The organism is Asticcacaulis sp. AC466 (assembly GCF_000495815.1).
Lineage (GTDB): Bacteria > Pseudomonadota > Alphaproteobacteria > Caulobacterales > Caulobacteraceae > Asticcacaulis.
Window position 1 is genome coordinate 25,094 of record NZ_AWGE01000019.1, and the last position, 21,566, is coordinate 46,659.

The following is a 21,566-nucleotide window of genomic DNA, read 5'->3' on the forward strand; positions in this document are numbered from 1 at the left end:
GGTGGCAGTGTTAAACCCAGAAGAACAGAAGGCCGCCGAGGATAGGGCGCGCGAGGAGGCCAAGGCTGCAGCTGACAAGGTAGCGGCCGATAAACAAGCCGCCGAACAGTTGCAACTGGAAGTGAAGGCGCTGTCCGACGCAGCGGCCGCCGACAAGGCAGCGGCGGAAAAGGCGCGTGACGAAACCAAGGATCTGGCCAAAAAAGCAGCTTCCGACAAGGCTTCTGCCGAAAAGCTGAATAAGGAAACCAAGTCTCTTGCCGACAAGGCAGCTTCCGACAAGGTCTCTGCCGAAGAGCTGCATAAGGAAACCAAGTCTCTTGCCGACAAAGCAGCCGAAAACAAAGCGGCTGCTGAAAAGGCGGGTGTCGAAGTCAAAGCCCCTGTTGTACCGACAGCACAAACGAATTCGGTTAAACAAACCAAGTCGGGCGTCGTCTGGGTACAACCTGGCCATCCGAACTATGCCGTCAACCAGTTCGTGCCGACGGATGCGGAAACCGCAGAAGTCCTGCGCGGCAAGGGCTGGGCTCGCGAGGCTACGCCGCAGGAACTTGCGTATCACCTGGGCCTGACTCAAGGGGAGGGCTGATCATGTCCTTCCGGCCGATCAACGCCCGGATAGACGATACAGTCTTTGGCCGGTTTGGCGATGACGCCCTTTGGGGTAGCGCCGTCACGCCGGCCAAGGTGCTGATTGAAGGTGCAGATGCTGTCGAAACAGTTGGGCGTACCCCCGTCGTAATGCCAACCCACCTGATCGAAGTGCGTGTGTCGGATGTCCATGCGCCGGAAAAAGGAGACGCGGTCGTCATCACGACAGACGCGGGGCCCGAAACGTACAAGATTCTGTCCCAGCCCTTACGAAATTCGACGCGCACGCGCTGGATCTGCGAAGCCCAACTGGTCTCCGGCTGATGTCAGCAAAGCTGATTGGTCTGGCCGATGCCTTTGCCGGTATCGAATCGGAAATCGCCGCCGACGTGACCGGTGGAATGCGGTTGGCGACCGAGGGCCTGAAGGAGGACCTGCGCGACCAGGTCCGAAAAGCCGGGTTAGGGACCAAGTTGGCAAATACCTGGCGCGGGCAAGTGTATCCAGCTCACCAGGATAGTCTCGACCCGGCCGGCGTCGTCTGGTCGAAGGCTCCCAAATTACTCGACGCGTTCGACCGAAACCCGAATATTGTGCCGGTGAACGGCGCGAAAATGCTGGCCATTCCCACAAAGAACGTGCCACGGCAGAGCGCCCGCCGGCTCATGACACCTGTCGAAGTCGAAGCGACCTTCAACCAGGATCTGATTATCACGCGCGGCCGCAACGGGCACCTCTATGCCTACGTCAATGTTGTCGCCGCCAAAAACAAACGCGGGTTTCGCGCCCCAACCAAGGGACGGCTGAAGCAGGGGAGGGAAGTCAAACTGGTGATGATGTTCGTCCTGGTCCGCTCCGTCCGCCCTGGTAAGCGCGTCGATATCGACACCTCCGTCAACACCTGGACCGCCCGGTTGCCCGGTCTGGTCAACACCGGACGCTGATATGTCAAAACGTGAAGATGTCCTGTCTGCGATCCTGCAGCTGGTAAAAGACGCCCTGCCGTCTGCTGATGTCGGCCGGAATCTGGACGAGCCGGAAAGTATCCCGCCGGGCGGGCGCGGGAACATCTTCGATGGCGACCTGACCCTGCTCGACGTCGATCTGTCGCCTCTAACCTACAATTACGAACACAACATTCCGGTCGACCTGCTCTGCTACGAAACGGCCGTACTGACCCGCGAACAGGTCCTCGACGCCATGCTGGAAGCGATTGGTCAAGCCGTCGAGGGCGACCGCACGCTGGGCGGCCTGTGTGACTGGCTCGACCTGGAACCCGTCAACACGGAAAACGCTGCTCAGAGCGGAGCAGTACCGGCAAAGGCCGGCCTATTCGCTTTCGTCGCTGCCTATTCGACCCCGAACCCGCTGCTCTAACCCCTCAAACCTTTCAGGAGACACACACCATGGCTCAAGCTCGTGGTGCCAACGCCGTTTTGGCGGGGGCATTTGAATCCACCTACGGCACGCCGCCAGGCTCTGGCTACTTTCAGCTTCCATTCTCGGCGCAGAACCTTGGCGCGGAACAGGATCTGATCACCGACGATCTGCTCGGCAACGGCCGTAATCCGTGGGATCCGACGGCGGATGTCATCACCAACGACGGGGACGTAACGGTACCCGTCGATTTGCGTAACTTCGGTTTCTGGTTGAAGCTCCTGCTGGGCGCGCCTGTGACAACGGCCACCGTGGCGGCGGCGGGCAAGATCACCTTCAGCGCTCAGCCGGCGGCGACTTCGACGATTACTTTGAATGGAACGGTCTGGACCTTCGTTGCCTCCGGCGCGACCGGCAACCAAATCGCGATTGGCGCAAATCTGGCGGCAACGATGACGGCCTTGGCAGCAGCGCTCAATGCCAGCGCCGAAACCCAAACGGCGAAGGTCACCTATACAGCGGATGCCACCAGCATCAGCCTCGTCTACGATGTCCTGGGGCCGGGTGGGAATACCTACACTATTGCCACGACTGGCAACTCCAACGGCACAGTTTCCGCCGGCACCCTGACGGGCGGCGCAAACAAGCATACCTTCACAGCTGGCGGCCTCACTCTGCCCAGCGCCTCTTTCGAAGTTGGCCTGCCGGACTTGCCGAAATATTTCATGAATTTCGGCTTCGGGGGCAACCAACTGAAGGTGTCCCTGGCGCGCAGCGGCCTGCTTAACGCTGTGATCAGTCTCTTTGGCAAAAACGAGGCACCTGCGACCGCCAGTGCCGCCGGCACACCGACCGTCATGGCCGTCGAGCGTTTTGCGCAGTTCTCTGGCGCGATCAAACGCAACGGCTCAGTTCTCGGCAAAGTCACAGCCGCCGACTTCACCTATGGCAATGATATGGAGAAGGGCGAGGACATCACCCCGACCGGCGATATCGGTGATTTGACGCCGGGTGTCTGGTCCTTCGCCGGTAACATTACCTCGCGGTTTGCCGACACCATCCTGTTCGACCAGGCCACCTCAAATCAGCCGTGTGCGCTTTCGTTTGGCTGGCAGATTAATACCTCCAAATCCCTGGTCGTTACGGCGTCGCGAATCTTTGTTCCGCGCCCGAAGAAGCCAATTACCGGACCGAGGGGCATCCAGATGACGTTCGCGTTCCAAACCGGCGCGGGAACACTAACGTTCGAACTGACGAACGACGTTCCCAGCTACTAATAGCCACTAAGGAAAAGAGACATGTCGAAAGTAATTATGCTCGGTCAGCGCTGGATACCGCTGACCGATGGCGTTGTCGTAATGGTCGATCCGATTGGGAGGCTGGCACTCCGCGAAGGCGCAAAAGCCTATACCGCTGTTATGGACGTGGCGTCAAAGGACGGCCCCGAAAACGTGGACGCCCGTGTCGCCGCGAATATGGCCTATTCCATCGCGATCGCGAAGCACACAATCCGAGCCTGGGGATATTTCTCCGGTGAGCCTGGCGGTGTCATCACGCCTGACCAGGTAGACCAGGGTGTGTTTCGGGACGACGCCGGTCATGTCCTGCAGCCAACGCCCGACGCGATTGAGATGCTTATGGCGGACGCCGTATTTCTTGACGCCTTTGATGAGATCTATGTCGAACCTTACGTGGCGGCTCGTAACGAAAAAAACGCATCATCGCCCTTGCCGACTGGGTCTTCGGCCGGGGTGGAGACCAATACTGCCGAGCGTGCATCCAACTCGAAGGCCGAGACTGCGGGCTAGAGTGCCCTCGCAACCAACACGAACCCCAGACCGAAGAGGGGATGTTGGCTTGGCACGTGATCAGCGCGTGCCGTAACCAGGTCCGCTCGACGGGCTTCGGTGTCTTCGGAGCGGATTATTCCGCCATTCTTTCTTTCGGCGAGGCCAGCGGTCTGCCGGCTTCATGGCTCTCAGATGTCCTGCCCGATATCGAAGCCTGTTTAATCAACCACCACAATCGAGGCGCGGCCGATGACGACGAGATCGATCCTGATCCGACTGGGGATTGACGGGAAGACCGAATTCCGAAGAGACTCGGCGGAGCTGGAGGCGCAGGCCACCCGCGATATGAAGTCGATCGAAGGCGCGGCGAACCTAACCACTGAGGCGATAGAAAAACAGGTCCAGGCCTACAAGGCGCTTTCAGCCGCTGAATCCAACGCGGCAACAAAGGCGACCAGTGCCGTGTCGGTCAATAAGGGGCAGGCGGCCGCTCGTGATCTTATCGGCATAGATGACGCAGTGAGCAAATCCGCCCGCGCCTCGGCCTCAGCTTTTACGGCTGAGCTACGGGCGATGGAGGCACAGGCCCAAGCCGTGCGGGCTGTAGTCGACCCCCTGGCGGCGGCGACCGAGCGCTATGCATCGGCTGAAGGGCAGCTCAATAAGATGCTGGCCTACGGCAAGATCAACCTGGATCAGCACGCGGCTGCGCTCAAGATCGAAAGGGCGGCGTTAGAAGCGACGGAAAAGGCCCATAAGGGCGTCGCGAATGCGGCCGGCCTGTCCGCCAATACCATCAAGATGCTGGCAGTTCAGATACCGGATGTCGCGCAAGGTCTTTTGTCTGGACAACCGTTCTGGCAGGTGTTTATCCAGCAAGGCGGACAAGGCGCGCAAATCATTGGGATGGACAAGGGCGGCTTCGGCGCGGCGCTTAGATCCACCACAGCGCTTTTCAATCCGTATATGCTCGCGGTCGCGGCAGCGACCGGACTCGTGACAACCGGCATAGTCGCGACCATTGCCTATGCCGACGCCCAGGATCAATTGGCGCTTAGCTTGAAGGGCATCGGCGGCGCGAGCGGGTTGTCGGTTCAGGCACTGGAAGACCTGGCGGAACAACACGCCAAGACAGCCAATATCGCCACGAGTTCCGCGCGCGAGCAATCTGCCGCATATCTGCGTGCGGGGATTATCAACCAGGATGTCCTGGGCAAGATGATCGACATATCGCGTAACTACGCACTCACGCAAAAAATGGATGGCAAGCAGGCCCAGGAATCCCTGACCAAAGCCATGACCGACACCACTGGGGCAGGCCTGGAGGTTCTAAAGAGCCTTGGCGAACTCGACAGCAAAACGAGAGAGTATATTGTCTCGCTCGAATTGCAGGGGCGTCACGAGGAGGCGCAGCTCACACTTCTCGGCAAGATCGCCGATAAGGTGGACGGTGCCTCTTCGCACGTCAATAAGTTGGCATCCAGCTGGCATAATGTGACGGTCTGGGCCGATGCCGCATTCGTCGCCATGGGAAAAGCGCTTGATCGCCGGATAGCGATGGATCCCCAGTCAGTTGTGGATCGCTATGAGGGGCAACGTAATTCTCCTGGCGACGCCACCGCCGGATTTCATGGCGTTCTGGGCGCTAGCCTTCTTTGGACTCCCGTTACTGAGGAAGACTACAAGAACGCCAAGGCGGAGCTGGACGCGGCCAAATCGAATTCGAAGGACGCGACGGCCAAGGCAAAGGCCGCAGCAGTCGAGCAAGCAGGTAAGTCAGCTTATGACGCGCTGGTCCCCGGAGACAAACAGCGAAAGGAAAATGACGATCGCCTGAAAGCCGTCAAAACCCAATACGGGGAAAAATCGCCGGAATACAAAAAAGCGGCGGCGGCAGCGAAGCTGGCCAATGACGCCATTGATAGGAAGGAAAACCCCAAGGCGCCTGGGGCGGACCGCGCGGCCTCATTGGCGCGCGATGCCGAGGCTATGGAAGTTAACACGGCGGCCTCGCTCGAGCTGGCGAAAGCCTACCTCAAAGGTGATGCGGCCGCCCTGGTAGCGGAATCATCACGCAAGGCCCTTTCCAGGGCGACGAAGGACGGGACCAGCACCGAAGCGGCAATGCGCCGCCAACTGGACCTAACCATTGCGGAGGCTGCCGCCAGCGGCGCAAAATCCGCAGCGGCGATGCAGACCCAGGCCGACGCACAGAAGGCCGTCAACGACCAGGTCGCCGCCGGAACCCTGCCGGCGCGAGATGCTGCGCGAGCCCTGCAGGAAGACGCAAGGCTGCGCCCATTGGTGGTTGCCCAGTCCCTGGCTCATGGCGAAGCGCTGAAAGTGCTGACTGCGGACATAGAGGCGACAAAAAAGGCCCAGGCCGATCTGAATTTCGAAACAGATAGGGCGTCCCTGCAAGCGGCGGCGGATGCCAGCCGTGAGCAGGTCGCCTATCTTGAGAAGCAGCTGGACCTGGTCAACCAGACCAATTCGGCGCGTGACATTGCGCTGGCGCAATACCGAACGGCTCAGGAAATCTCTAAGAATTCGGCAGTCGATATTAACCGGCCGGATGCGGCCTTTGCGGCCGCCGTCGATCTGGCCGTAAGCTCCGGAAAAGCCGCTCAGACCGATGCGGACCTGAAGAAAGAGCAATACGCCAAAAGCCAGCTCGACCAGATGGCCCAGCGTACCGAGTTGATGACGATTGAGCTGTCCATGCAGGGACAGTCCGATGCGGCTATTCAACGCGCCCTGGCTGTCCGCGCCGCTGAAATCGACTTACAGCGCCAAGGTATCGGCCTTGAATCCGATAAGGGCCGTGCAATTATCGCCGCAGTGGAGGCCCAAGAATCTGCGAATGTCAGCCTCGAGCGTAGCAAGGCGCTTCAGGGCGAAATCAACGGTTTGCAGGAAAGAAGCATCGACAAGCTGGGGGACTGGATCAACGCCGGTAAGTACAGCATGAAGTCATTCGGCGATGTCGGCATGGCCGTTTTGAAGGATTTGCTGGCGGAGGCCACCAAGCTGAGCCTGCTCAATCCGCTCAAGAATTGGTTGTTGCATGAGGACAACCCAACAGCCTCCGGCAAAGGCAGTTTCATCGCTCAGGCGCTCAAATGGGTCGTCACCGGCAATAGCCCAATACAGACACCATCCCCAATCATGCATGAGGCCAGACACTATGCCGGGGGCACCAACTTCCATCCGGGTGGCCCGGCGGTCGTTAACGACGGCGGTGGCGACGAGATCATTGACTTGCCGACGGGCAGCCGCGTCTACACAGCGTCCCAAAGTCGGGACCTGACCTCCGCCTTTACGGGCCTGGCGAAGAAGGCCCGGGCCGCAATGGTCAGCCAGGTCGCAAATCACTTCGATCTGCGTGGCGCTTGGATCGACAAGGATGTCTGGGGCGAGGTTCAAAGGATTGCCGACAAATCTGCCGCGACGGCGGCCCGGGGATCCTTTGCGCTGTCGCAACAGGCGGCGCCGGCAACCTTGGCTCAATACCAGAATAACAAGGCCTGATCGTGTATCAATTTCCCTATTCACTCTTCGGCGCCAAGGCCTTCCAGCCCTGGCTGGCGAATACGCGGGTGTCCGGCGGCAATACCTTGAACGGTGTCGGACAGGAGGCGGATTGGTCAGGTGGCGGCTATTGGTGTTTCGAGCTTTCCGAGATCCGCGTGTCCACGGATGCGCAGCATCTGGAATGGTGCGGTCTGTGCACCGAAATTGGCGACGGATTCACGACCGTCGAAGTGCCCGTGGTCGCTGGCTTTCCGATGCCGGTCGGCACCGCAACGCCCGACACGATGGCATTTAAGGCAAATGCGGCGGCCAATCTGGCGGCGACCTCGATCGACATCAAGGTCATGACCGGCGATGCGCCGGCGCGCGGACACAAGATGACGATTAATCACCCGCTTGCCGGGGCTAGGCTCTACAGCATCTTTTCCAGTACTGCGCTCGGGTCCGGGGTCTATCGCTGCAAGATCCGCCCCCCTTTGCGTGAAGCGGTCGCGGCCAATACCGTTATCGACTTTAAAAACCTGCGTCTTGTGATGAAGGTCAAATCCACGGCCAAGGATATCTGGCCGAAACTCATGCCGCCCTACAAGGCGCGTCCGCAAATCCTGTTCATTGAAGATTTTAGCTACCAGAACGCGCTATGACGCAAATTACCGATCGCAATATTCGGCCAGCGTTCTTCTACTTTGTCGATATCGACCCGCCCGTGCGGTTTTGGACCGGCATGGGCCCCAGGCACCTGGCCGCCGATGCCGTGGATACAACCGGCGGGATCTATGTCGGAATCGATTTTAACGCGGATCTGCCTAGCTTCAACCTGTTGGCTTCTGGCACGGCGGACTCCCTGAAGGTTGGCCTGGTTGGCGTCGACGACCGGATGATCGATCTGGTCGATATGGATGCCGATCTGGTTGAAGGTAAGCCGGTGCATATCGGTTTCGTCCAGTTCGACGCAGACTGGCAAATCGTCCGACCGCCGTACTGGATGAAAAATTACCGCATCACGAAGGTGTCGTTTTCCCTGGTCACGACTGGTGAACCGACTTCCGACGATACCCATGCCGCCGGCGTATCGGTCGATCTCGGATATGGCGATGTCATGCGCAAGCGTGGCAAGGGCGGTTATTGGACGCCGGACCGCGCCAAGCCCGGCGACCTGGGCCTATCGAACGTGCCCGGCCTCGATAATAATGCAACCCGTACCTGGCCGCCGCCGGGGAAATAGCTTTCTGAACATGCAAATGAACTCCAACCGCCTTGGCGGCTTCCTTGACCGTGCGTTCGATACGCCGTTCGGGTGGCGCACACATGACTGCCTGATCTGGCCAGCCAACTGGGTTGCGCTCGTCTCCGGCCGAGACCCGGCCGCACCCTGGCGCAACGCTTACCATGACGCGCGATCGGCGCTCCGGCTCGTCTCGGACGCCGGCGGCATCGAAGCGCTTGTGCGGACCGCGATGGCACGCGAGGGGTTTGAGATGACCGATACCCCGACGGTCGGCGATGTCGGCCTGGTGCATATCATCTCTGGCCGGGGGGTAGCTGAACTCGCGGGCGGCATCTGTACCGCGCCCGGGCACTGGTGCAATCTAACAGCCAATGGCCTTCTCGAAGGGCGTGCACGGCACGCCTTAGCCTTTCGAATCGAGGCGGCATAATGCCCAATTCAATCGCATATGTTGCTGAGGCCGCCGCTGCATGGGTCATGTCAGCCGCTCTGGACGCGGGCATATCCGGCAGTACGGCCATCCTACTGGCCCAAACGGCCTATTTCGTCACCAGCACCGCCCTGACCGTCGCCGGTACCGCCGCCATCACGGTCGCGACCATGCCTGCGCTTCCCTCGCCTGAGGCCGTGCAAACGCCCTTGAAGCAGACCCGCCCGCCTGTGCGGCAAGGCTATGGCCGTATGCGTGTCTCCGGGCCGCGCGCCCTGTGGGCAAGCGTTCCGGGCTGGGCCGTCGAATCGAACATGCTGCACGAAGGCCGCGTTGACGGCTTCGAACAGGTCTATCTCAACGACCAGGCTGTGACGGTCAAAAGCAATCACTACGTCCAGAGCATCGGCGACGCATTTGCCGAAAACCTCATCGGGATATGGTTGCGTCCCGGCCGCTCGACCGAGATCCCAACACCGGATCTGGTGGCGGCGTGTGGGAGCCTATGGACCAATGCACACCGTAACGACGGCATTGCCAGCCTCGACATGATGGTCAAGTCGGTGCGGCAACAGGACCTGAGCCGCCGCTATCCGAACGGCGAGCCGCTGGTATCGGTCGTGACGCGCCTGTCGCCCGTCTATGACTGGCGGGACAGCACGCAGGTTCTGACGAATCCGGCGACGTGGAAATGGTCGCAAAACGCCATCCTGTGTTGGGCCACATGGGAATGGTACGGACGGTACCTGGAGCGGGCGTCTGAGGACAATGTCACGCCGAACCCGCAGCAGCTGGCGGCGTGGGCGGAAGAGATCGCGCCAGCACTGGCCTATTGGACGCTCGCCGCCGATATTTGCGATGAAACGGTGATGCGCAAAGATGGCGTGTCCGAGGCGCGATATTCGGTCGCCCTGATGACCTTGGCCCAGGACAAGGAAGATACGGTCCGCCAGACCTTTATGAAGGCCTGCGACGGCTGGACGATGCGGCGGTCGGACGGGTCGCGCATGGTGCGGGTCGGGCAGTATATAAATCCGACGTTTGAAGTGACGGATTCAAGCCTGATCAGCCTCAATTGGGAGCGCGGCACGGATGCCTCGGCAAAGGTCAATCTCCTCGAAGGCGCGTTCCTGTCGCCGGACAATGACTACACAGCCCAACCCATGGATCCGTGGGCTGATGAGGAGGCTATCCAACGCGAGGGCGAGATCCGCGATACCTTCGACTTGGCGATGGTGCCCAGTCACAGCCAGGCGCGCCGCCTGCTCAAGCGAGAAATGTACCGCCGCCGCGCCCCACGGCGAGGCACGATCACCATGGATCTGTCCGGCCTGGACGTCGCGGATCTGGGCCACCGCTGGGTGCGGGTGGTTCGGTCGCGCGGCCCGATGTCGATGCGCAATATCGTCGTCGAAATCACCGGCGAGGGCGTTGTCGATTTCACGAAGCTGTCGGTGACCTTTCCGGTTCGGATGTCAGGGGCGAATATCGATGCCTGGACGCCAGCGCTCGAGGAGGGGTTTAAACCGAATGAGACGAACCGGACGCTACCGGACGTCCTGCCGCCGCCGGAATTGCTCGACGCCTATGCCAGCTTTCAGAGCGATCGGGCAGCGCTCATTGTCGTCAAGGTTGACAATCCGCATGATGACAGCCGCACCTACCAGCTGAGCATTATCGACAGCACTGGCGCGGCGACGGATGGGCCTTGGCAAGAGGGCGATGTCGTCACGGGCGGCATTGAACTGCGCGCGGGACCGGTCGGCATCGGCGATTATCACGTCACGGTCAGGGCCAACATAGCGGGGCGTCTGACGGAATGGTACGGGCCTCCGACGGCCGTGTCGGTGACACATGCGGCCGCGCCCTATTTCCCTACGGCCTATGCCGATGGCACGGACATCAATGAATTGAAGCCCGCCCAACCCGGGGCGGACAAGACCAGCGAAAATACCTCAAAGGATACGGCAGCGGTCGCGGGCGTGCCTGCGGGACAGGTGGTCGCCAATATCGCCGCCAGCGCGGACGAACTGATATTCCAGTCCGTGTTGAACCAGGCCTGGCGCGACTATCAGGATGCGTTGAACTTCGACTCATCGGGTGAGTCCAACCAGACCAAGGCGATCAATGCGCTCTATAAGGCGACCAATGCCTTGAACATGGTCAACCTGATAGCGGCGCTGACCTCGGACGGTTCGGCAATGGCGTTGAACAGTAGCCTGGTCATGAGTGACGGCACGACAAATCTGGCGACCTTCTTAAGTTTGGTCAAAAGTGTCTTCGGATCCGACTCGGTCACCGTCTCACAGGTAATGCAGGCGCTCGATGCCCAGTCCGGCCGGTTCGCCCTCTCTGTGTCGTCGTCAAATGGGGCCGTGACGGGTATCGAGGGCGGCGTCAATGGCAACCGGGCAACGCTCGATTTCGTGTCCGGTGTCATCCGCTTTATTTCCACGGCCATCGGTGGCGTCGCCAAAACGCCGATGATCATCTCGGGCGATAAGGTCATCTTTACGGCCGATGTCGAGGTTGACGGGGCCCTGTTGGTCGCCGGATCTACCAACACCTTGCAGATCGCCAACAATGCCGTGACCGATTTTCTGTCTTTGGACGTGGGTTTTATCGGCAACCTGTCGACCGAAAAGACGATTGCGACCTTGGCGATCAACCCAAAAGGCGGCCGCGTCCGTATCCAATGGCGCGCAAATGTCGGCAATCCGTCTTCGACAGAGATTGCGTTGCGTCTGAAGGTTTTCCGCAACGGAACCAATATCAGCGGCTCTCTGGGCACCAAGTTGAACAGCAATTTCCCGACCAACTACATCGATTTTGTCGATGATCTCGCGGGCTACACCTCGAGCGTCACCTACACCCTGACCGCACAAACTGTGACCGGAACCGATATCGGCGACACCGGCGGAAGCGGCATTAATCGCGATCTCAACTACCTCAACTTTACCGTGGAAGTGAAAAAGAAATGAGCGACACTCTCAATCCGGTCTATGTCATCTACAAGGGCGGCGCGCCCTGGGCTGTGCTTCGCGGATCTCCCGAGGCGATTCAGACCAATCTCGACATGCTGGCGCCGGGTGATGCCTATCGTCTGGTGGATGAGTCGGTGCGACGGCTGGCCGATGCGCCGGCCTATGACGCCGCCGAATGCACGGTGGTCGCCTGATGGCCGTGCTTGATCCGATTGATCCCGCCTACCTGCTCGACGACGGGCTGACGGCGTTTGCGCCGCCCGGAGCGGGCGTCCAGGTCGGGTACGGCCAGGTCGCGGGCGTCGCGCGGATCTTCGACACCCAGGCGGGCACCGATCCGTGGCGCGGCCTGTTGGCGGTCGATACCAAGGCGCTCAACACCGCGTCCGGTAACACTTATCAGGTGTGGGTAGAATCCTCGACAACGCCGGATTTCAGCGCCGGAAAACGCGATGTCGTCAAGATCAATGTCGGTGCCATCCTGCCGGTGCCGTCCCTGGCCAAGTTCACGACGGTCTATGCCGGCACCCGGTATCGTTATTTACGCGCCAAGTTCGTCACTGATGGGCCATCGAAAAGCATTCGCGCTCGTATCTTCCTCTTCCCCGCGACCGGAGCCGATGAATGGGATGCGACCGCGCTTTACCAGGCGATGGGGCTGGAGCTGCAGAACCTCAACAACGTCACGACCGGCCTGGCGGCCTGGGCGAACGGTGTGGTCAACGGCGGGCCCAATGGCGACGGCAAGTATCCGGTCGTCGACTATAATGGCGCGGTCCATAATATGCCGTGCATTGCGCAGATGCTTTTCGAAGCGGGCAGCGGCGGCGGACTGTCGCAGGGCAATATCGATGGATTGCCCGGATTTAGCGACCACACGACTTCACCGACGGTGCCGGTGACCTATCCCTTGGCGGGCGGTGGGCGTGCTTTGGCCAAGGCCGACCTTTTTGGCCTGATGGCAGCGCATCGTCAGGACGTGACGATGCAATCCGACCTATCTGGAATTTCGGCCGTCTTTGGCCTGACCATCTCCGGCCTTGAGCGCCAGATAGGTGTCAACGCGATTGTGCAGGTCTTCGGCGGCATCATCGATCCGCGCAAGCCCCCTTATAATTGCAAGATGGATTTCCGCGACTATCGCGCCTTCACGTCGTCGGCCGGATCTTCCGTCATAGAGTCGGCCGACGCAAATGTCGTGACGGCGGCGGACATCGGTAAGGAGTTTTGGCTGTCCAACGTCGGCACCAACGGCTGTCACTACGGCTGGATCGGGCAGATTGTAGATAGCCGACACTTCCGTCTCTACACAGATGCCACCCTATCGACGCCTTTAAACGCGCCTAGTTCTCAAACCAATCTGGACGGGATGTGGGGGACTGACGATACGGTCGGCATTCAGCGGGCGTTCGATGACGCCGAACCGCCTGACCACTATTCACGCGGCAAGGTCGTGGTCATGACCGGTATCGCCATTGTGTCCGCCGTCCGTTTCGGATCGATTGCTATCTATGGCTTCGCGTCGCAGACCTGCGGGTTCGCGCAACGACCGGAAAATTCGTCCACCACGTCGCCCATGGTGGCCGACAAGATCACCGGCGTCTATGCCAGCAAGCGTCCGCACCATTACAGTCTGATCAATCTCAGTTTTTTCGGCCAGAAATATTGCCAATTCTACACATCTTTTCGGCGCTGTTTCGAAATCCGGGGCGGCAATTTCGGCGCCTTCTGGGAAGGTGCGCCATACGGTCATATCGAGAACCTGATTTTTATCGAGGCGCAATGGGAAGGCGCATCGTTGCAACAGGCCTTCGCGGGCAAGGCGTACGGCTTGCAGGCCTTTTATAATTCCTGGTGCGGCATCCGGTGCGGGCTGTGGGATTTGAACGGGCATAGCTGGCACTGCGAAGCCAATGGCCATGCGGGTATCCTGTCGCACATGGCGGGGGCCAATCTGACCAACGTCAAATGCTCCTACAACGGGGGCAGCGCAAGCGGGACGTTCATACACGAAAACTCCGCCAACTATACCGAGTTGGGCGTCGGCAACTCGGTCACCAATATTCGCGTACAGGAATCGTGGGGCCACGGCATCTGCATCAGCAATACCGACCCGCTATTCATCACGAACAATGCCGCCAGCAAAAACAAGTTCTATCTCGCCGCGTTCGATGATGTTGGCAATATGGGGCCGGGCCACGGCGTTCGGCCCGGCAGCCTGCCCCCCGTGCGGGCGATGATCTATATCAAGGGCAGTACGGCGAACGATAATGTCCTTGATCTGGTCACTGGCACTTACGGGATATCGGTCAGTGGCGCGCCGCCTGAAAACAACGCCACGCACGGCTATTTTGACACCGGGAATCCGGCGCGCAATATCGTCCATCTGCGCACGCCCGGCACCACGAATAACCCCGCCGACTGGTACGCGGGCCGGACCACACCTTTGCCCGCCATTCCGGCCGGAACCGGGGCCTATGCGCCCGGTCCCTGGGGCACCGATTCCTCAACCTCAATCGGCACGCGCAACCCGGAAATCACCGTCAACGGCGCGTCAGTTCCATAAACCACACGCAAGGAAAACCAAATGGCTGCTGAAATCACTTTGTTCGAGGGCATTGCCTCGGCTCAGAACGGAGAACCGCAAGTCGCGCGGAATCCGTTTGCTTCCAAGAATGCGACCTTCACCCCAGATCGACCTTGTCTCGCGCGCATTCTCGCCAAAGGCGGCGACGTCGCTGTGACGCTGGGCAGCGTCACCTGGACGGTAGTGGACGGCAGTTGGGAATACTATTGGCTGGACGCGAACAAAGAACTGGGGATTGCATAATGTTTGGTGCATTGGGTTCCAGCGGTTCAGGTGGCGGCCGTCGCTTAAACCTGTCGCCGCGACTAGTGAGCGCCACGGCGACGGCCAACGCCACACGTTTGACCGCGTCCGGCATTCCCGGCACGCTAACCTATTCTAAGATGTCCGGCAGCACGAACGTCACCGTCAGTTCATCAGGTCAGGTGTCGCTAGGCTCTGCCTTGGGGCCGGGCGGGACAGCAAGCTTTGTTGCTCGCGTACAAAATACCGCCGGTGTCGCCATGGAAGACAGCTTCACATTGACCGGCCTCCTGGCAACCCTGACCTTAAGCGGCACCGCTCTCAGTACCACGGCACCGCCTGGCACCGTCATTGGTGCGATCGGCAACGCCGCAGCGGGTTCGACGTTCAGCATTGTCCCGCCCGATGGCCGTGTGGCGATATCGGGTAGCAATCTCATAGTGGGCCTGACACCCGCGTCGGTGGGTAGCTTCGATGTCACCGTGCGTGAGACGCCGACGGCAGGTAGTCCGAAAGATACGACCTTCACGCTTACCGCAGCCGATGCTGTATCCGTGAATATCCCAAACGATTTGTTGATCGTCGTGTCATTCGCCAAGCCAGTTGGCGCGACAAAGCCGTGCCTCCAAATTATGCGAACCTCGGATAGTGCCACTGTGGATATTGGCTATGCCGCCAACGGATACATGGACGTTGCGGCCATAAATGCCGTTTTGGGATCCGGGACGTGGCGGTACTCAAAGTTCTACAACCATGGAACGCTCGCTGAAGATATTCCCATTCCCGCAGGGGCAATCTATTCGCAAATCACGAGCGACTATTTCGGCTTCCCGGCGCTGTCGATGAGCGGTCTGGCGGCCGGAATTCCTCTGCCATCATCCTTGTCTCTGAATAACAAGCTCTTCACCGTCATCATGGTTCACTCGACGCAGACGACAGGGTCGGGCGCTGCGTATTTCCAACTGGGCACCGCGACGAACCCCCGTCCAACGCTCTACTGTGAGCAAAACAAGGGCATGATGTTGTTCGCGGGCGACGGATCAACAAATTTGACCACGCCTATTCAATCGCGCACCGTCGTCACAGCCATGGTGTCGAATGCGGCAAACATGACCATTCACCAAAATGATACGACCGAAACTCGCGCGGCGGGTACGGCGGGAACGATCAGCGGCGGATGGATAGGTAATACGGATCTCGCGCCTTTTCCAAACAAGGGCGACTTGATGTTCTTTGGCATCGCGGCGGCCGATAAGACCGCAGCCTTACCCGCGATCAAATCCGATCTCTACACGGCCTTTAAGGTGGTGCGTCCAACGGATTTCAACCTCATCCACATTGGAGACAGTCTGGGGGCAGGGAGCGGTTCAACCTACGGGATGAACACGTCGCGGCAAATGCAAAAGCAGCTCATCAAGCAAACCAACGTCGTGAACAATTGTAACCCCGGCCAAAGCCTGGAAACCATTTATGCTGCCCGCGCGCTCGCTATTCCGCCCGCTCGCCGGATAGGGCAGAAAAATGCCATTGTTCAAATGGCCATGAGTAACAGCTATAAAAGTGGCGCGCAGGCGCAAACTCTATACGACAATACTTTCATTCCGCTCGTTCAGTACGCGTTTGCAAATGGCATTGATGCTTACTTTGTGTACACGGTTCCGCCTCGCAGCGACTACACGGCCGCGCAGGAAACCCAGCGTCTCATTGGGAATGATCTGCTCATAAACGGCGCGGCCACTTACGGTTACAAGGTCATCAATATCTGTGCTGACCCGGCGTTCGATGCGCAACCAAGCTATACCGCCGACGCAACCAATCTCAGTATTTATTCTGGTGACGGCATACACCCGATCAACGCGGGTTACTTGATCCATGCCAGTTACGGGATGACGATTGTCAATCCGTGGTTGGCTGCTGCATAACTGCGCACATGACGCCCTGATTGAGTAGAATCAATCTATGCGTCATGCTTCGGGTTGCTTCGTGGTGGTGGGCCAAATGCGTCTTATTTTTATGGATGAAGCGGGGACGTCTCAACAAGAGCCGGTCACCGTCGTCGTAGGCATTATAGCTAATGCTGACTTGCATGTGACTCCCGCTGAAGCCTTAGTGGCTGAGGCAATTGGCGCAGTGCCGGCCGATCTGGCCGAAGGCTTCGTTTTTCATGCGAAAACGGTCTTTGGTAGCAGGCGTTACCAAGACGCATGGGCTATGCATGATCGACTTCAGCTATTAAAGAGGATGATGTCGATACCGCGTCGTATCGGAATGGCCGTGGCTGTTTCGGCGGCGTGGCGAGATGCGGCTGTACATGTCGCTGAAGCGGCCGCTTCTACGGGTATGTCCAATGAACAGTTCCAACATTATTTAGCATTTCTCGATTGTCTATCCATAGCTGATCGAAATATCCGACAATACGCAGAGCACAATGAACTCGCGGCGGTAATTGCTGAAGACGTTCCTGAAATGAGGAAATATCTCAAGCTGACAGCGAGGATCAGAAGAGATCATCCATCTTATTTTAAACCTGAGCATCTCAGATGGACGGCAGAGGATGAGGCATTGGGGTACCTAAATCAAAGCGGTGACATGCGCATCACACGAATAAGGCCCGCTGTGCAATTCGTAGGAAAGGCGGATGATCCACTGGTCCAAGTGGCTGATGCCGTTGCCTTTGGATTTAGACGATATTTTGCAAGACAGAAGTTCGGTGAAGACTTCGTTCGGGAAATAATCGGAAATGTGGATCAAGTTAGAGATTTTGGATCCCCAAGTAGTACGGGCTGTTTTTGGCCAATCCCCAATCCTTCCTAATGTTGAGGAAAGAAGGCGAGGCGACGGGCCAGTTTAGTCGAAAGCGCAACGATAAAAACTACATGATACGTTGTAGCGGAGACATTTTGATCTCTTTCCTGCCGCCCTTCACCGGGCGGCTTTTTTCATGGCCGGAAACTTCTCATGAACCGCACATATGACACCCTCGACGCCATTGTGGTCATCGGCGCGATGCTGATCATCGGTGGCGGCGTCGGATCGCTAATATTCTTCGATCCGCCGCAAAACAATCTGCCTATCATCGCGAGTCTGTTGGGCACGCTCCTAGGAACCATCGTCGGCGGATACGCCGGTTTCCGGTGGGGGGCGTCACAAGGCCAGAACAACCGCCAGGCGCCGGGCACGGCAACCATGTCTGTGCAAGCGACTGTTGAAACCCCGAAAACTGAAGAGGAAATCCAGCCATGATCTGGCCAGCCAAGTATTTTTCGCTCACAGAACTGACGCATTCGGATATTGCCGTCAGGCGGTCGATCAGCAATGTTCCGTCAGCGGCCATTGCCGCCCGTCTGGCTGATACGGCCGTGCATATGGATTTCGTTCGTACGATCCTCAGCTACCCAATCATAGTATCGAGCGGCTATCGTGGCCCTGACCTTAATAAGGTGGTCGGCGGCGCGGACACGTCGGCGCACACCCTGGGCTATGCCGTGGATTTCACATGTCCCGGCTACGGCATCCCGCTACATGTTGCGGAGAAGATCCGCGACAGCGGCGTCAAATTCGATCAGCTCATCTATGAAGGTGCGTGGGTGCATATCTCGTTTGATCCCCGGATACGCCAACAGTGCCTGACGGCGCGGTTCCGGCCGGGCAAGCCGGTCATGTACGAAAACGGCCTCCATGCTTAGCGCGCTCAAGATCGGCGCGGCCGTTGCGATTTTGGCGGGCACCTACGCCGCGACCTATGCCTTCGGGCGTCATGATGGCCAATCGATCGAAATTGCCGCGCACGCCAGGGAAGAACAGGCGGCGGAATCCGTCCGCGCCGAAAAGCAGGCCGAAATTAATTTACTCACAGCGGATGCGGCGGCTTCCGAACAAAAGCGGCAAGGCGCCGTGAAGGAAATCTATCATGAAAAAGAGCGTGTCATACAGGCTGATCCGCTGGTCTATTCTGCCCGTTGCGTTGACGCTGACGGGGTGCGGCTCCTCACCCGTGCGACCGCAATCGCCAATGGTCAATCCAGCCCTGCTGGTGACGCCGCCGCTTCTGCCGGGGCCCCAGACCGGCCCTGACGGTACGCAGGCCGGTGCGCAATGCCTAGCCAGCCAGATAGACATCCTCGACATCGCAGGGCAAATCCGGGCGCGGTTTATCGATCTGCAAGGACAGGTAAAGGTCACCCAAGGGGACGTGAAATAATGTCGGAAAGTGTCCTCAAGCCAGTATCGGAACAGGCATTGCGTCAAAGTGAGATCGTGGCCATGCGTACCCTCTCCGCCCATATTGAACAGTTGGGGGAGCAAATTTCGAGCTTGGTCGCGGACATGAAAGAGGTTCGGGACAAGGTCATCACATTCGAAGCCGTGAAATTTGAGGCCCAGCTTGCAAAGATGGAGGTTGAATTCAAGCAAGCCTTAATGGATGTAAAAGCCGAAGTTCGACGCGAGCTGGATGTGATTCATGCAAGCAACAAAACGCGCGAAGAACGCTTGCGAGCGGTAGAAATCGCCGCTGGGCGGTTCGGCCTTGTGCTTGCGGCCTTCGGCACGATCGGGGGTGCCGTCTGCGGTGTGCTGGCAATGAAGGTTTTTGGCGGCTAATTAACTGTTAACTAGGTTCAGCGGAGATTAACTTGACCGTTTTACCCGGTGCGGATTATCGTGTCGGCGTGAAAAGGGCGACGTTACCGCCGCCCTCCCACTCAGGTAGACTTATCTGGTCGGCGCAGTTTGATGATCAGGACCTCGACAATCAAGATCACCAACTGCGTCGAAAGATAGATGTCGCCGAAGTGTTCAACATGAATGTTCATGCTTTCACCTTTCGGTTGGCATAGGCAAGATTGCCGACAGCCAAAACATATCACCACAGTTCGTGGTTAATGATAGATAAATGTCTATCTATAGTACGTCTTTTTCCGATTTTTTTTGCTATATAACCCTCCTGAGTAGAATGCAGGTGTTTCCAGATAACATATGCATTTTTGACCTACAGCCGAAAAGGTTAACGGGAACAAATTGTGATGGGGTTGCAGGGTTTGATCTCGCCCGTGAGACGAGTCTACTCGTGTCTTAATGCGACGCGGACCAGTGAGGGTTGTCCGACTTGATGTTTAGGGCGGAGATACTTCGGCACCGTCACCCTCTCCGGGATTAACCGCGTTTTTGTGGCTTAAATTACGATCTCACGGATATGGCCATTCGGCATCGTGCCATGAAGTGATATGCCCGGCGCGCGATCTGTCACGATCACGGGCACAGCGGTGGGATCAAGAAACGGCCCGGCTGGATACCGAAGCTTGACGACGATGTTCGGCGTGACGGTGGGAATGGGCAGTTTGCGGTTTACAAACTCGCCGTCCCTGTTCCGACGCAGTTCGCATGACACCTTATTGAGCGAACAAAATTCAAGATATCTTTGAGGCGTAAACGTCAGTCTCCAGTCTGTCAGCCGGTCGCGGACGGCCTGAACGTACCCGTAATCTAGCCGGTCTTCGAGCGGGGCTTCCGGCAGGCTACCGCCGCCCGGCATGGAAACATATTGCGACCCGCCGCACCGGCGCGGACATTTGAGGACGTGTTGCAGGTCGCCCAGGTACAGGTCGGAATAGGGCATCCGCAGCAACTCGCGGACCTGATACATGCGCGTCACGCGGCAACGCCTGCACGTCACTTCGAAGGTGGTCAACCAGTCCATTTCATCGATACGAAAGCTCATAGCGGATACTCGGGTTGACAGTGTTCTTAATTTGTTCTCATTGTCGATGAGGAGTCAAGAGGGTAGTTTTTGACGCCTCACACAGGGAGCCCGCCATGTGCAACGCCTACAATGTGACGACAAACGCCCAAGCCATCATCGATATCGTTAAGGGCTGGCGCGCCGCGCGTCGGAAAAGCAATCAAGATATCTTGCCCGGCATCTTTCCGAATTACCGCGCGCCGATACTACGGTTTGAAGCCGGGGAGTTGTTGCTTGATGACGCGATCTGGGGAATGCCGACGCCTGCCGATAAGCTCGTTACCAAAACCGGCAGGCCAATGAGGGCGTCACAAATATTCGCAACACGCAGTATTCACACTGGCGACCGTGGCTTGGTGTCGTTAATCGCTGTTTGGTCCCGTTCACCACCTTCAGCGAGCCGGACGCGTCGCACAAAAACCATTACTTTGAATTTGTCGATGGTCGTGAGGTCGCCTTTTTTGCGGGCATCTGCGATACGCACTCGCGCCAAATCCGGGCAAAAGATGAGGGGCCGACCGTTGGGCAGTTCTATGGCTTCCTGACTACGGGGGCCAATAAGGTCGTCTTCCCAATCCACAGCAAAGCAATGCCGGTCATCTTAACGGAGCCTGAAGAGTGGGAAACGTGGATGACGGCGGACTGGTCAATCGCGAAGGACCTTCAACGGCCACTGGCGGACGACATGCTGAAATCAACCCCATTCGGGGAGATAGCGTGATTATGTCGCCAGGATCATTCCGGACCAGGGCCAGTATTTGACCTTCTTCCAACCGTTGTTGCTATGGCTAAGGCTCGACGAAGAAGCCCTTCGACCGAGCTGTAAAACGGTATCATCACCAGTTTATTTTCAATTGGCTTAAGGTTTCTGTCTTCGTCATTCATTCCGTTGGGCCTTAGTCATCGAACCATTCCCGCCTTCTGGCGGGTTTAACGCGCTGCAACGCGTTAAACAGCGAGAAATCCCCTCGCTCGATGTGCTGAAATGCACGTCTGTCATCTCAAAACATCGCCGCCGGCCTACGCAGGCCCGGCAATTCTTGTTCCTGATGAGGGGTA

The 21,566-nt window shown here is 58.3% G+C and carries 23 protein-coding genes; 22 read left to right on the forward strand and 1 reads right to left on the reverse strand.

What is annotated here, in order from left to right; translation table 11 throughout:
• Window positions 1-7: 7 nt before the first annotated feature.
• The 21 genes from AEAC466_RS43915 (at window position 8) to AEAC466_RS39520 (ending at window position 19,369) form a co-directional block, all read left to right on the forward strand.
• Complete coding sequence (locus AEAC466_RS43915; RefSeq protein WP_023459457.1) at window positions 8-592, forward strand: hypothetical protein; 585 nt, start codon at window positions 8-10, stop codon at window positions 590-592.
• Window positions 593-594: 2 nt separating this feature from the next.
• Window positions 595-918, forward strand: a complete 324-nt coding sequence (locus AEAC466_RS39435) for a head-tail joining protein (RefSeq protein WP_023459458.1) — start codon at window positions 595-597, stop codon at window positions 916-918.
• Window positions 918-1,538 (forward strand): DUF6441 family protein, encoded by a 621-nt coding sequence (locus tag AEAC466_RS43920; protein WP_023459459.1) that lies wholly within the window; start codon window positions 918-920, stop codon window positions 1,536-1,538. The genes AEAC466_RS39435 and AEAC466_RS43920 overlap by 1 nt, the downstream gene beginning before the upstream one ends.
• Before the next feature lies 1 nt (window position 1,539).
• Complete coding sequence (locus AEAC466_RS39445; protein ID WP_023459460.1) at window positions 1,540-1,971, forward strand: hypothetical protein; 432 nt, start codon at window positions 1,540-1,542, stop codon at window positions 1,969-1,971.
• Window positions 1,972-2,000: 29 nt separating this feature from the next.
• Entirely contained in the window at window positions 2,001-3,248 is a 1,248-nt protein-coding gene (locus AEAC466_RS44920) for a phage tail tube protein (protein ID WP_023459461.1), read from the forward strand.
• A 21-nt stretch (window positions 3,249-3,269) separates the two neighbouring features.
• Window positions 3,270-3,779 carry a hypothetical protein gene (locus AEAC466_RS43925; RefSeq protein ID WP_023459462.1) on the forward strand — a complete coding sequence of 170 codons (510 nt, stop codon included), beginning with the start codon at window positions 3,270-3,272 and terminating at the stop codon, window positions 3,777-3,779.
• Window positions 3,780-3,820: 41 nt separating this feature from the next.
• Window positions 3,821-4,048, forward strand: coding sequence for a DUF7697 family protein (locus tag AEAC466_RS39455; protein ID WP_023459463.1), 228 nt, complete (start codon window positions 3,821-3,823; stop codon window positions 4,046-4,048).
• The gene (locus tag AEAC466_RS39460) at window positions 4,011-7,292 is read left to right on the forward strand and encodes a phage tail length tape measure family protein (RefSeq protein WP_081714701.1); all 3,282 of its coding nucleotides are present in this window, start codon (window positions 4,011-4,013) and stop codon (window positions 7,290-7,292) included. The genes AEAC466_RS39455 and AEAC466_RS39460 overlap by 38 nt, the downstream gene beginning before the upstream one ends.
• Before the next feature lie 2 nt (window positions 7,293-7,294).
• Window positions 7,295-7,939, forward strand: coding sequence for a hypothetical protein (locus tag AEAC466_RS39465; RefSeq protein WP_023459465.1), 645 nt, complete (start codon window positions 7,295-7,297; stop codon window positions 7,937-7,939).
• On the forward strand, window positions 7,936-8,520 hold the full coding sequence (locus tag AEAC466_RS39470; protein WP_023459466.1) for a hypothetical protein: 585 nt from the start codon (window positions 7,936-7,938) through the stop codon (window positions 8,518-8,520). Before AEAC466_RS39465 ends, AEAC466_RS39470 begins: the two co-directional genes overlap by 4 nt.
• The gene (locus AEAC466_RS43930; RefSeq protein WP_155913794.1) at window positions 8,486-8,953 is read left to right on the forward strand and encodes a DUF6950 family protein; all 468 of its coding nucleotides are present in this window, start codon (window positions 8,486-8,488) and stop codon (window positions 8,951-8,953) included. Before AEAC466_RS39470 ends, AEAC466_RS43930 begins: the two co-directional genes overlap by 35 nt.
• On the forward strand, window positions 8,953-11,934 hold the full coding sequence (locus AEAC466_RS39475) for a hypothetical protein (protein WP_023459468.1): 2,982 nt from the start codon (window positions 8,953-8,955) through the stop codon (window positions 11,932-11,934). The genes AEAC466_RS43930 and AEAC466_RS39475 overlap by 1 nt, the downstream gene beginning before the upstream one ends.
• Entirely contained in the window at window positions 11,931-12,131 is a 201-nt protein-coding gene (locus AEAC466_RS39480) for a hypothetical protein (protein ID WP_023459469.1), read from the forward strand. Before AEAC466_RS39475 ends, AEAC466_RS39480 begins: the two co-directional genes overlap by 4 nt.
• Window positions 12,113-14,503: a hypothetical protein gene (locus AEAC466_RS39485; RefSeq protein ID WP_023459470.1), complete on the forward strand. Its 2,391-nt coding sequence runs from the start codon at window positions 12,113-12,115 to the stop codon at window positions 14,501-14,503. The genes AEAC466_RS39480 and AEAC466_RS39485 overlap by 19 nt, the downstream gene beginning before the upstream one ends.
• A gap of 21 nt (window positions 14,504-14,524) precedes the next feature.
• The gene (locus AEAC466_RS39490; protein WP_023459471.1) at window positions 14,525-14,767 is read left to right on the forward strand and encodes a hypothetical protein; all 243 of its coding nucleotides are present in this window, start codon (window positions 14,525-14,527) and stop codon (window positions 14,765-14,767) included.
• Window positions 14,767-16,689 carry a hypothetical protein gene (locus AEAC466_RS39495; protein WP_023459472.1) on the forward strand — a complete coding sequence of 641 codons (1,923 nt, stop codon included), beginning with the start codon at window positions 14,767-14,769 and terminating at the stop codon, window positions 16,687-16,689. The genes AEAC466_RS39490 and AEAC466_RS39495 overlap by 1 nt, the downstream gene beginning before the upstream one ends.
• Before the next feature lie 37 nt (window positions 16,690-16,726).
• Window positions 16,727-17,581, forward strand: coding sequence for a DUF3800 domain-containing protein (locus AEAC466_RS39500; protein WP_031239282.1), 855 nt, complete (start codon window positions 16,727-16,729; stop codon window positions 17,579-17,581).
• Window positions 17,582-17,725: 144 nt separating this feature from the next.
• Window positions 17,726-18,010: a hypothetical protein gene (locus AEAC466_RS39505; RefSeq protein ID WP_023459474.1), complete on the forward strand. Its 285-nt coding sequence runs from the start codon at window positions 17,726-17,728 to the stop codon at window positions 18,008-18,010.
• Entirely contained in the window at window positions 18,007-18,453 is a 447-nt protein-coding gene (locus AEAC466_RS39510; protein ID WP_023459475.1) for a D-Ala-D-Ala carboxypeptidase family metallohydrolase, read from the forward strand. The genes AEAC466_RS39505 and AEAC466_RS39510 overlap by 4 nt, the downstream gene beginning before the upstream one ends.
• Entirely contained in the window at window positions 18,446-18,841 is a 396-nt protein-coding gene (locus tag AEAC466_RS39515; protein WP_023459476.1) for a hypothetical protein, read from the forward strand. Before AEAC466_RS39510 ends, AEAC466_RS39515 begins: the two co-directional genes overlap by 8 nt.
• Before the next feature lie 126 nt (window positions 18,842-18,967).
• On the forward strand, window positions 18,968-19,369 hold the full coding sequence (locus tag AEAC466_RS39520) for a hypothetical protein (RefSeq protein ID WP_023459477.1): 402 nt from the start codon (window positions 18,968-18,970) through the stop codon (window positions 19,367-19,369).
• A 571-nt stretch (window positions 19,370-19,940) separates the two neighbouring features.
• Here the strand turns inward: AEAC466_RS39520 and AEAC466_RS39525 are convergent.
• Window positions 19,941-20,486 (reverse strand): hypothetical protein, encoded by a 546-nt coding sequence (locus tag AEAC466_RS39525; RefSeq protein WP_023459479.1) that lies wholly within the window; start codon window positions 20,484-20,486, stop codon window positions 19,941-19,943.
• A 337-nt stretch (window positions 20,487-20,823) separates the two neighbouring features.
• Here AEAC466_RS39525 and AEAC466_RS44610 point away from each other — a divergent pair, with 337 nt between their 5' ends.
• On the forward strand, window positions 20,824-21,228 hold the full coding sequence (locus AEAC466_RS44610; RefSeq protein ID WP_155913796.1) for an SOS response-associated peptidase family protein: 405 nt from the start codon (window positions 20,824-20,826) through the stop codon (window positions 21,226-21,228).
• The last annotated feature ends 338 nt before the right edge of the window (window positions 21,229-21,566 follow it).

Excerpts from the sequence above, each read along its gene's own strand:
- AEAC466_RS39525 (WP_023459479.1), bottom strand. The coding sequence starts at position 20,486 with ATGAGCTTTCGTATCGATGAAATGGACTGGTTGACCACCTTCGAAGTG.
- AEAC466_RS39490 (WP_023459471.1), top strand. The coding sequence starts at position 14,525 with ATGGCTGCTGAAATCACTTTGTTCGAGGGCATTGCCTCGGCTCAGAAC.
- AEAC466_RS39475 (WP_023459468.1), top strand. The coding sequence starts at position 8,953 with ATGCCCAATTCAATCGCATATGTTGCTGAGGCCGCCGCTGCATGGGTC.
- AEAC466_RS39520 (WP_023459477.1), top strand. The coding sequence starts at position 18,968 with ATGTCGGAAAGTGTCCTCAAGCCAGTATCGGAACAGGCATTGCGTCAA.
- AEAC466_RS39435 (WP_023459458.1), top strand. The coding sequence starts at position 595 with ATGTCCTTCCGGCCGATCAACGCCCGGATAGACGATACAGTCTTTGGC.
- AEAC466_RS39485 (WP_023459470.1), top strand. The coding sequence starts at position 12,113 with ATGCACGGTGGTCGCCTGATGGCCGTGCTTGATCCGATTGATCCCGCC.
- AEAC466_RS43920 (WP_023459459.1), top strand. The coding sequence starts at position 918 with ATGTCAGCAAAGCTGATTGGTCTGGCCGATGCCTTTGCCGGTATCGAA.
- AEAC466_RS39510 (WP_023459475.1), top strand. The coding sequence starts at position 18,007 with ATGATCTGGCCAGCCAAGTATTTTTCGCTCACAGAACTGACGCATTCG.
- AEAC466_RS39460 (WP_081714701.1), top strand. The coding sequence starts at position 4,011 with ATGACGACGAGATCGATCCTGATCCGACTGGGGATTGACGGGAAGACC.
- AEAC466_RS44920 (WP_023459461.1), top strand. The coding sequence starts at position 2,001 with ATGGCTCAAGCTCGTGGTGCCAACGCCGTTTTGGCGGGGGCATTTGAA.
- AEAC466_RS43930 (WP_155913794.1), top strand. The coding sequence starts at position 8,486 with ATGCAACCCGTACCTGGCCGCCGCCGGGGAAATAGCTTTCTGAACATG.
- AEAC466_RS39500 (WP_031239282.1), top strand. The coding sequence starts at position 16,727 with ATGCGTCATGCTTCGGGTTGCTTCGTGGTGGTGGGCCAAATGCGTCTT.
- AEAC466_RS39515 (WP_023459476.1), top strand. The coding sequence starts at position 18,446 with ATGCTTAGCGCGCTCAAGATCGGCGCGGCCGTTGCGATTTTGGCGGGC.
- AEAC466_RS39480 (WP_023459469.1), top strand. The coding sequence starts at position 11,931 with ATGAGCGACACTCTCAATCCGGTCTATGTCATCTACAAGGGCGGCGCG.
- AEAC466_RS43925 (WP_023459462.1), top strand. The coding sequence starts at position 3,270 with ATGTCGAAAGTAATTATGCTCGGTCAGCGCTGGATACCGCTGACCGAT.
- AEAC466_RS39495 (WP_023459472.1), top strand. The coding sequence starts at position 14,767 with ATGTTTGGTGCATTGGGTTCCAGCGGTTCAGGTGGCGGCCGTCGCTTA.
- AEAC466_RS39470 (WP_023459466.1), top strand. The coding sequence starts at position 7,936 with ATGACGCAAATTACCGATCGCAATATTCGGCCAGCGTTCTTCTACTTT.
- AEAC466_RS39455 (WP_023459463.1), top strand. The coding sequence starts at position 3,821 with ATGTTGGCTTGGCACGTGATCAGCGCGTGCCGTAACCAGGTCCGCTCG.
- AEAC466_RS39505 (WP_023459474.1), top strand. The coding sequence starts at position 17,726 with ATGAACCGCACATATGACACCCTCGACGCCATTGTGGTCATCGGCGCG.
- AEAC466_RS39445 (WP_023459460.1), top strand. The coding sequence starts at position 1,540 with ATGTCAAAACGTGAAGATGTCCTGTCTGCGATCCTGCAGCTGGTAAAA.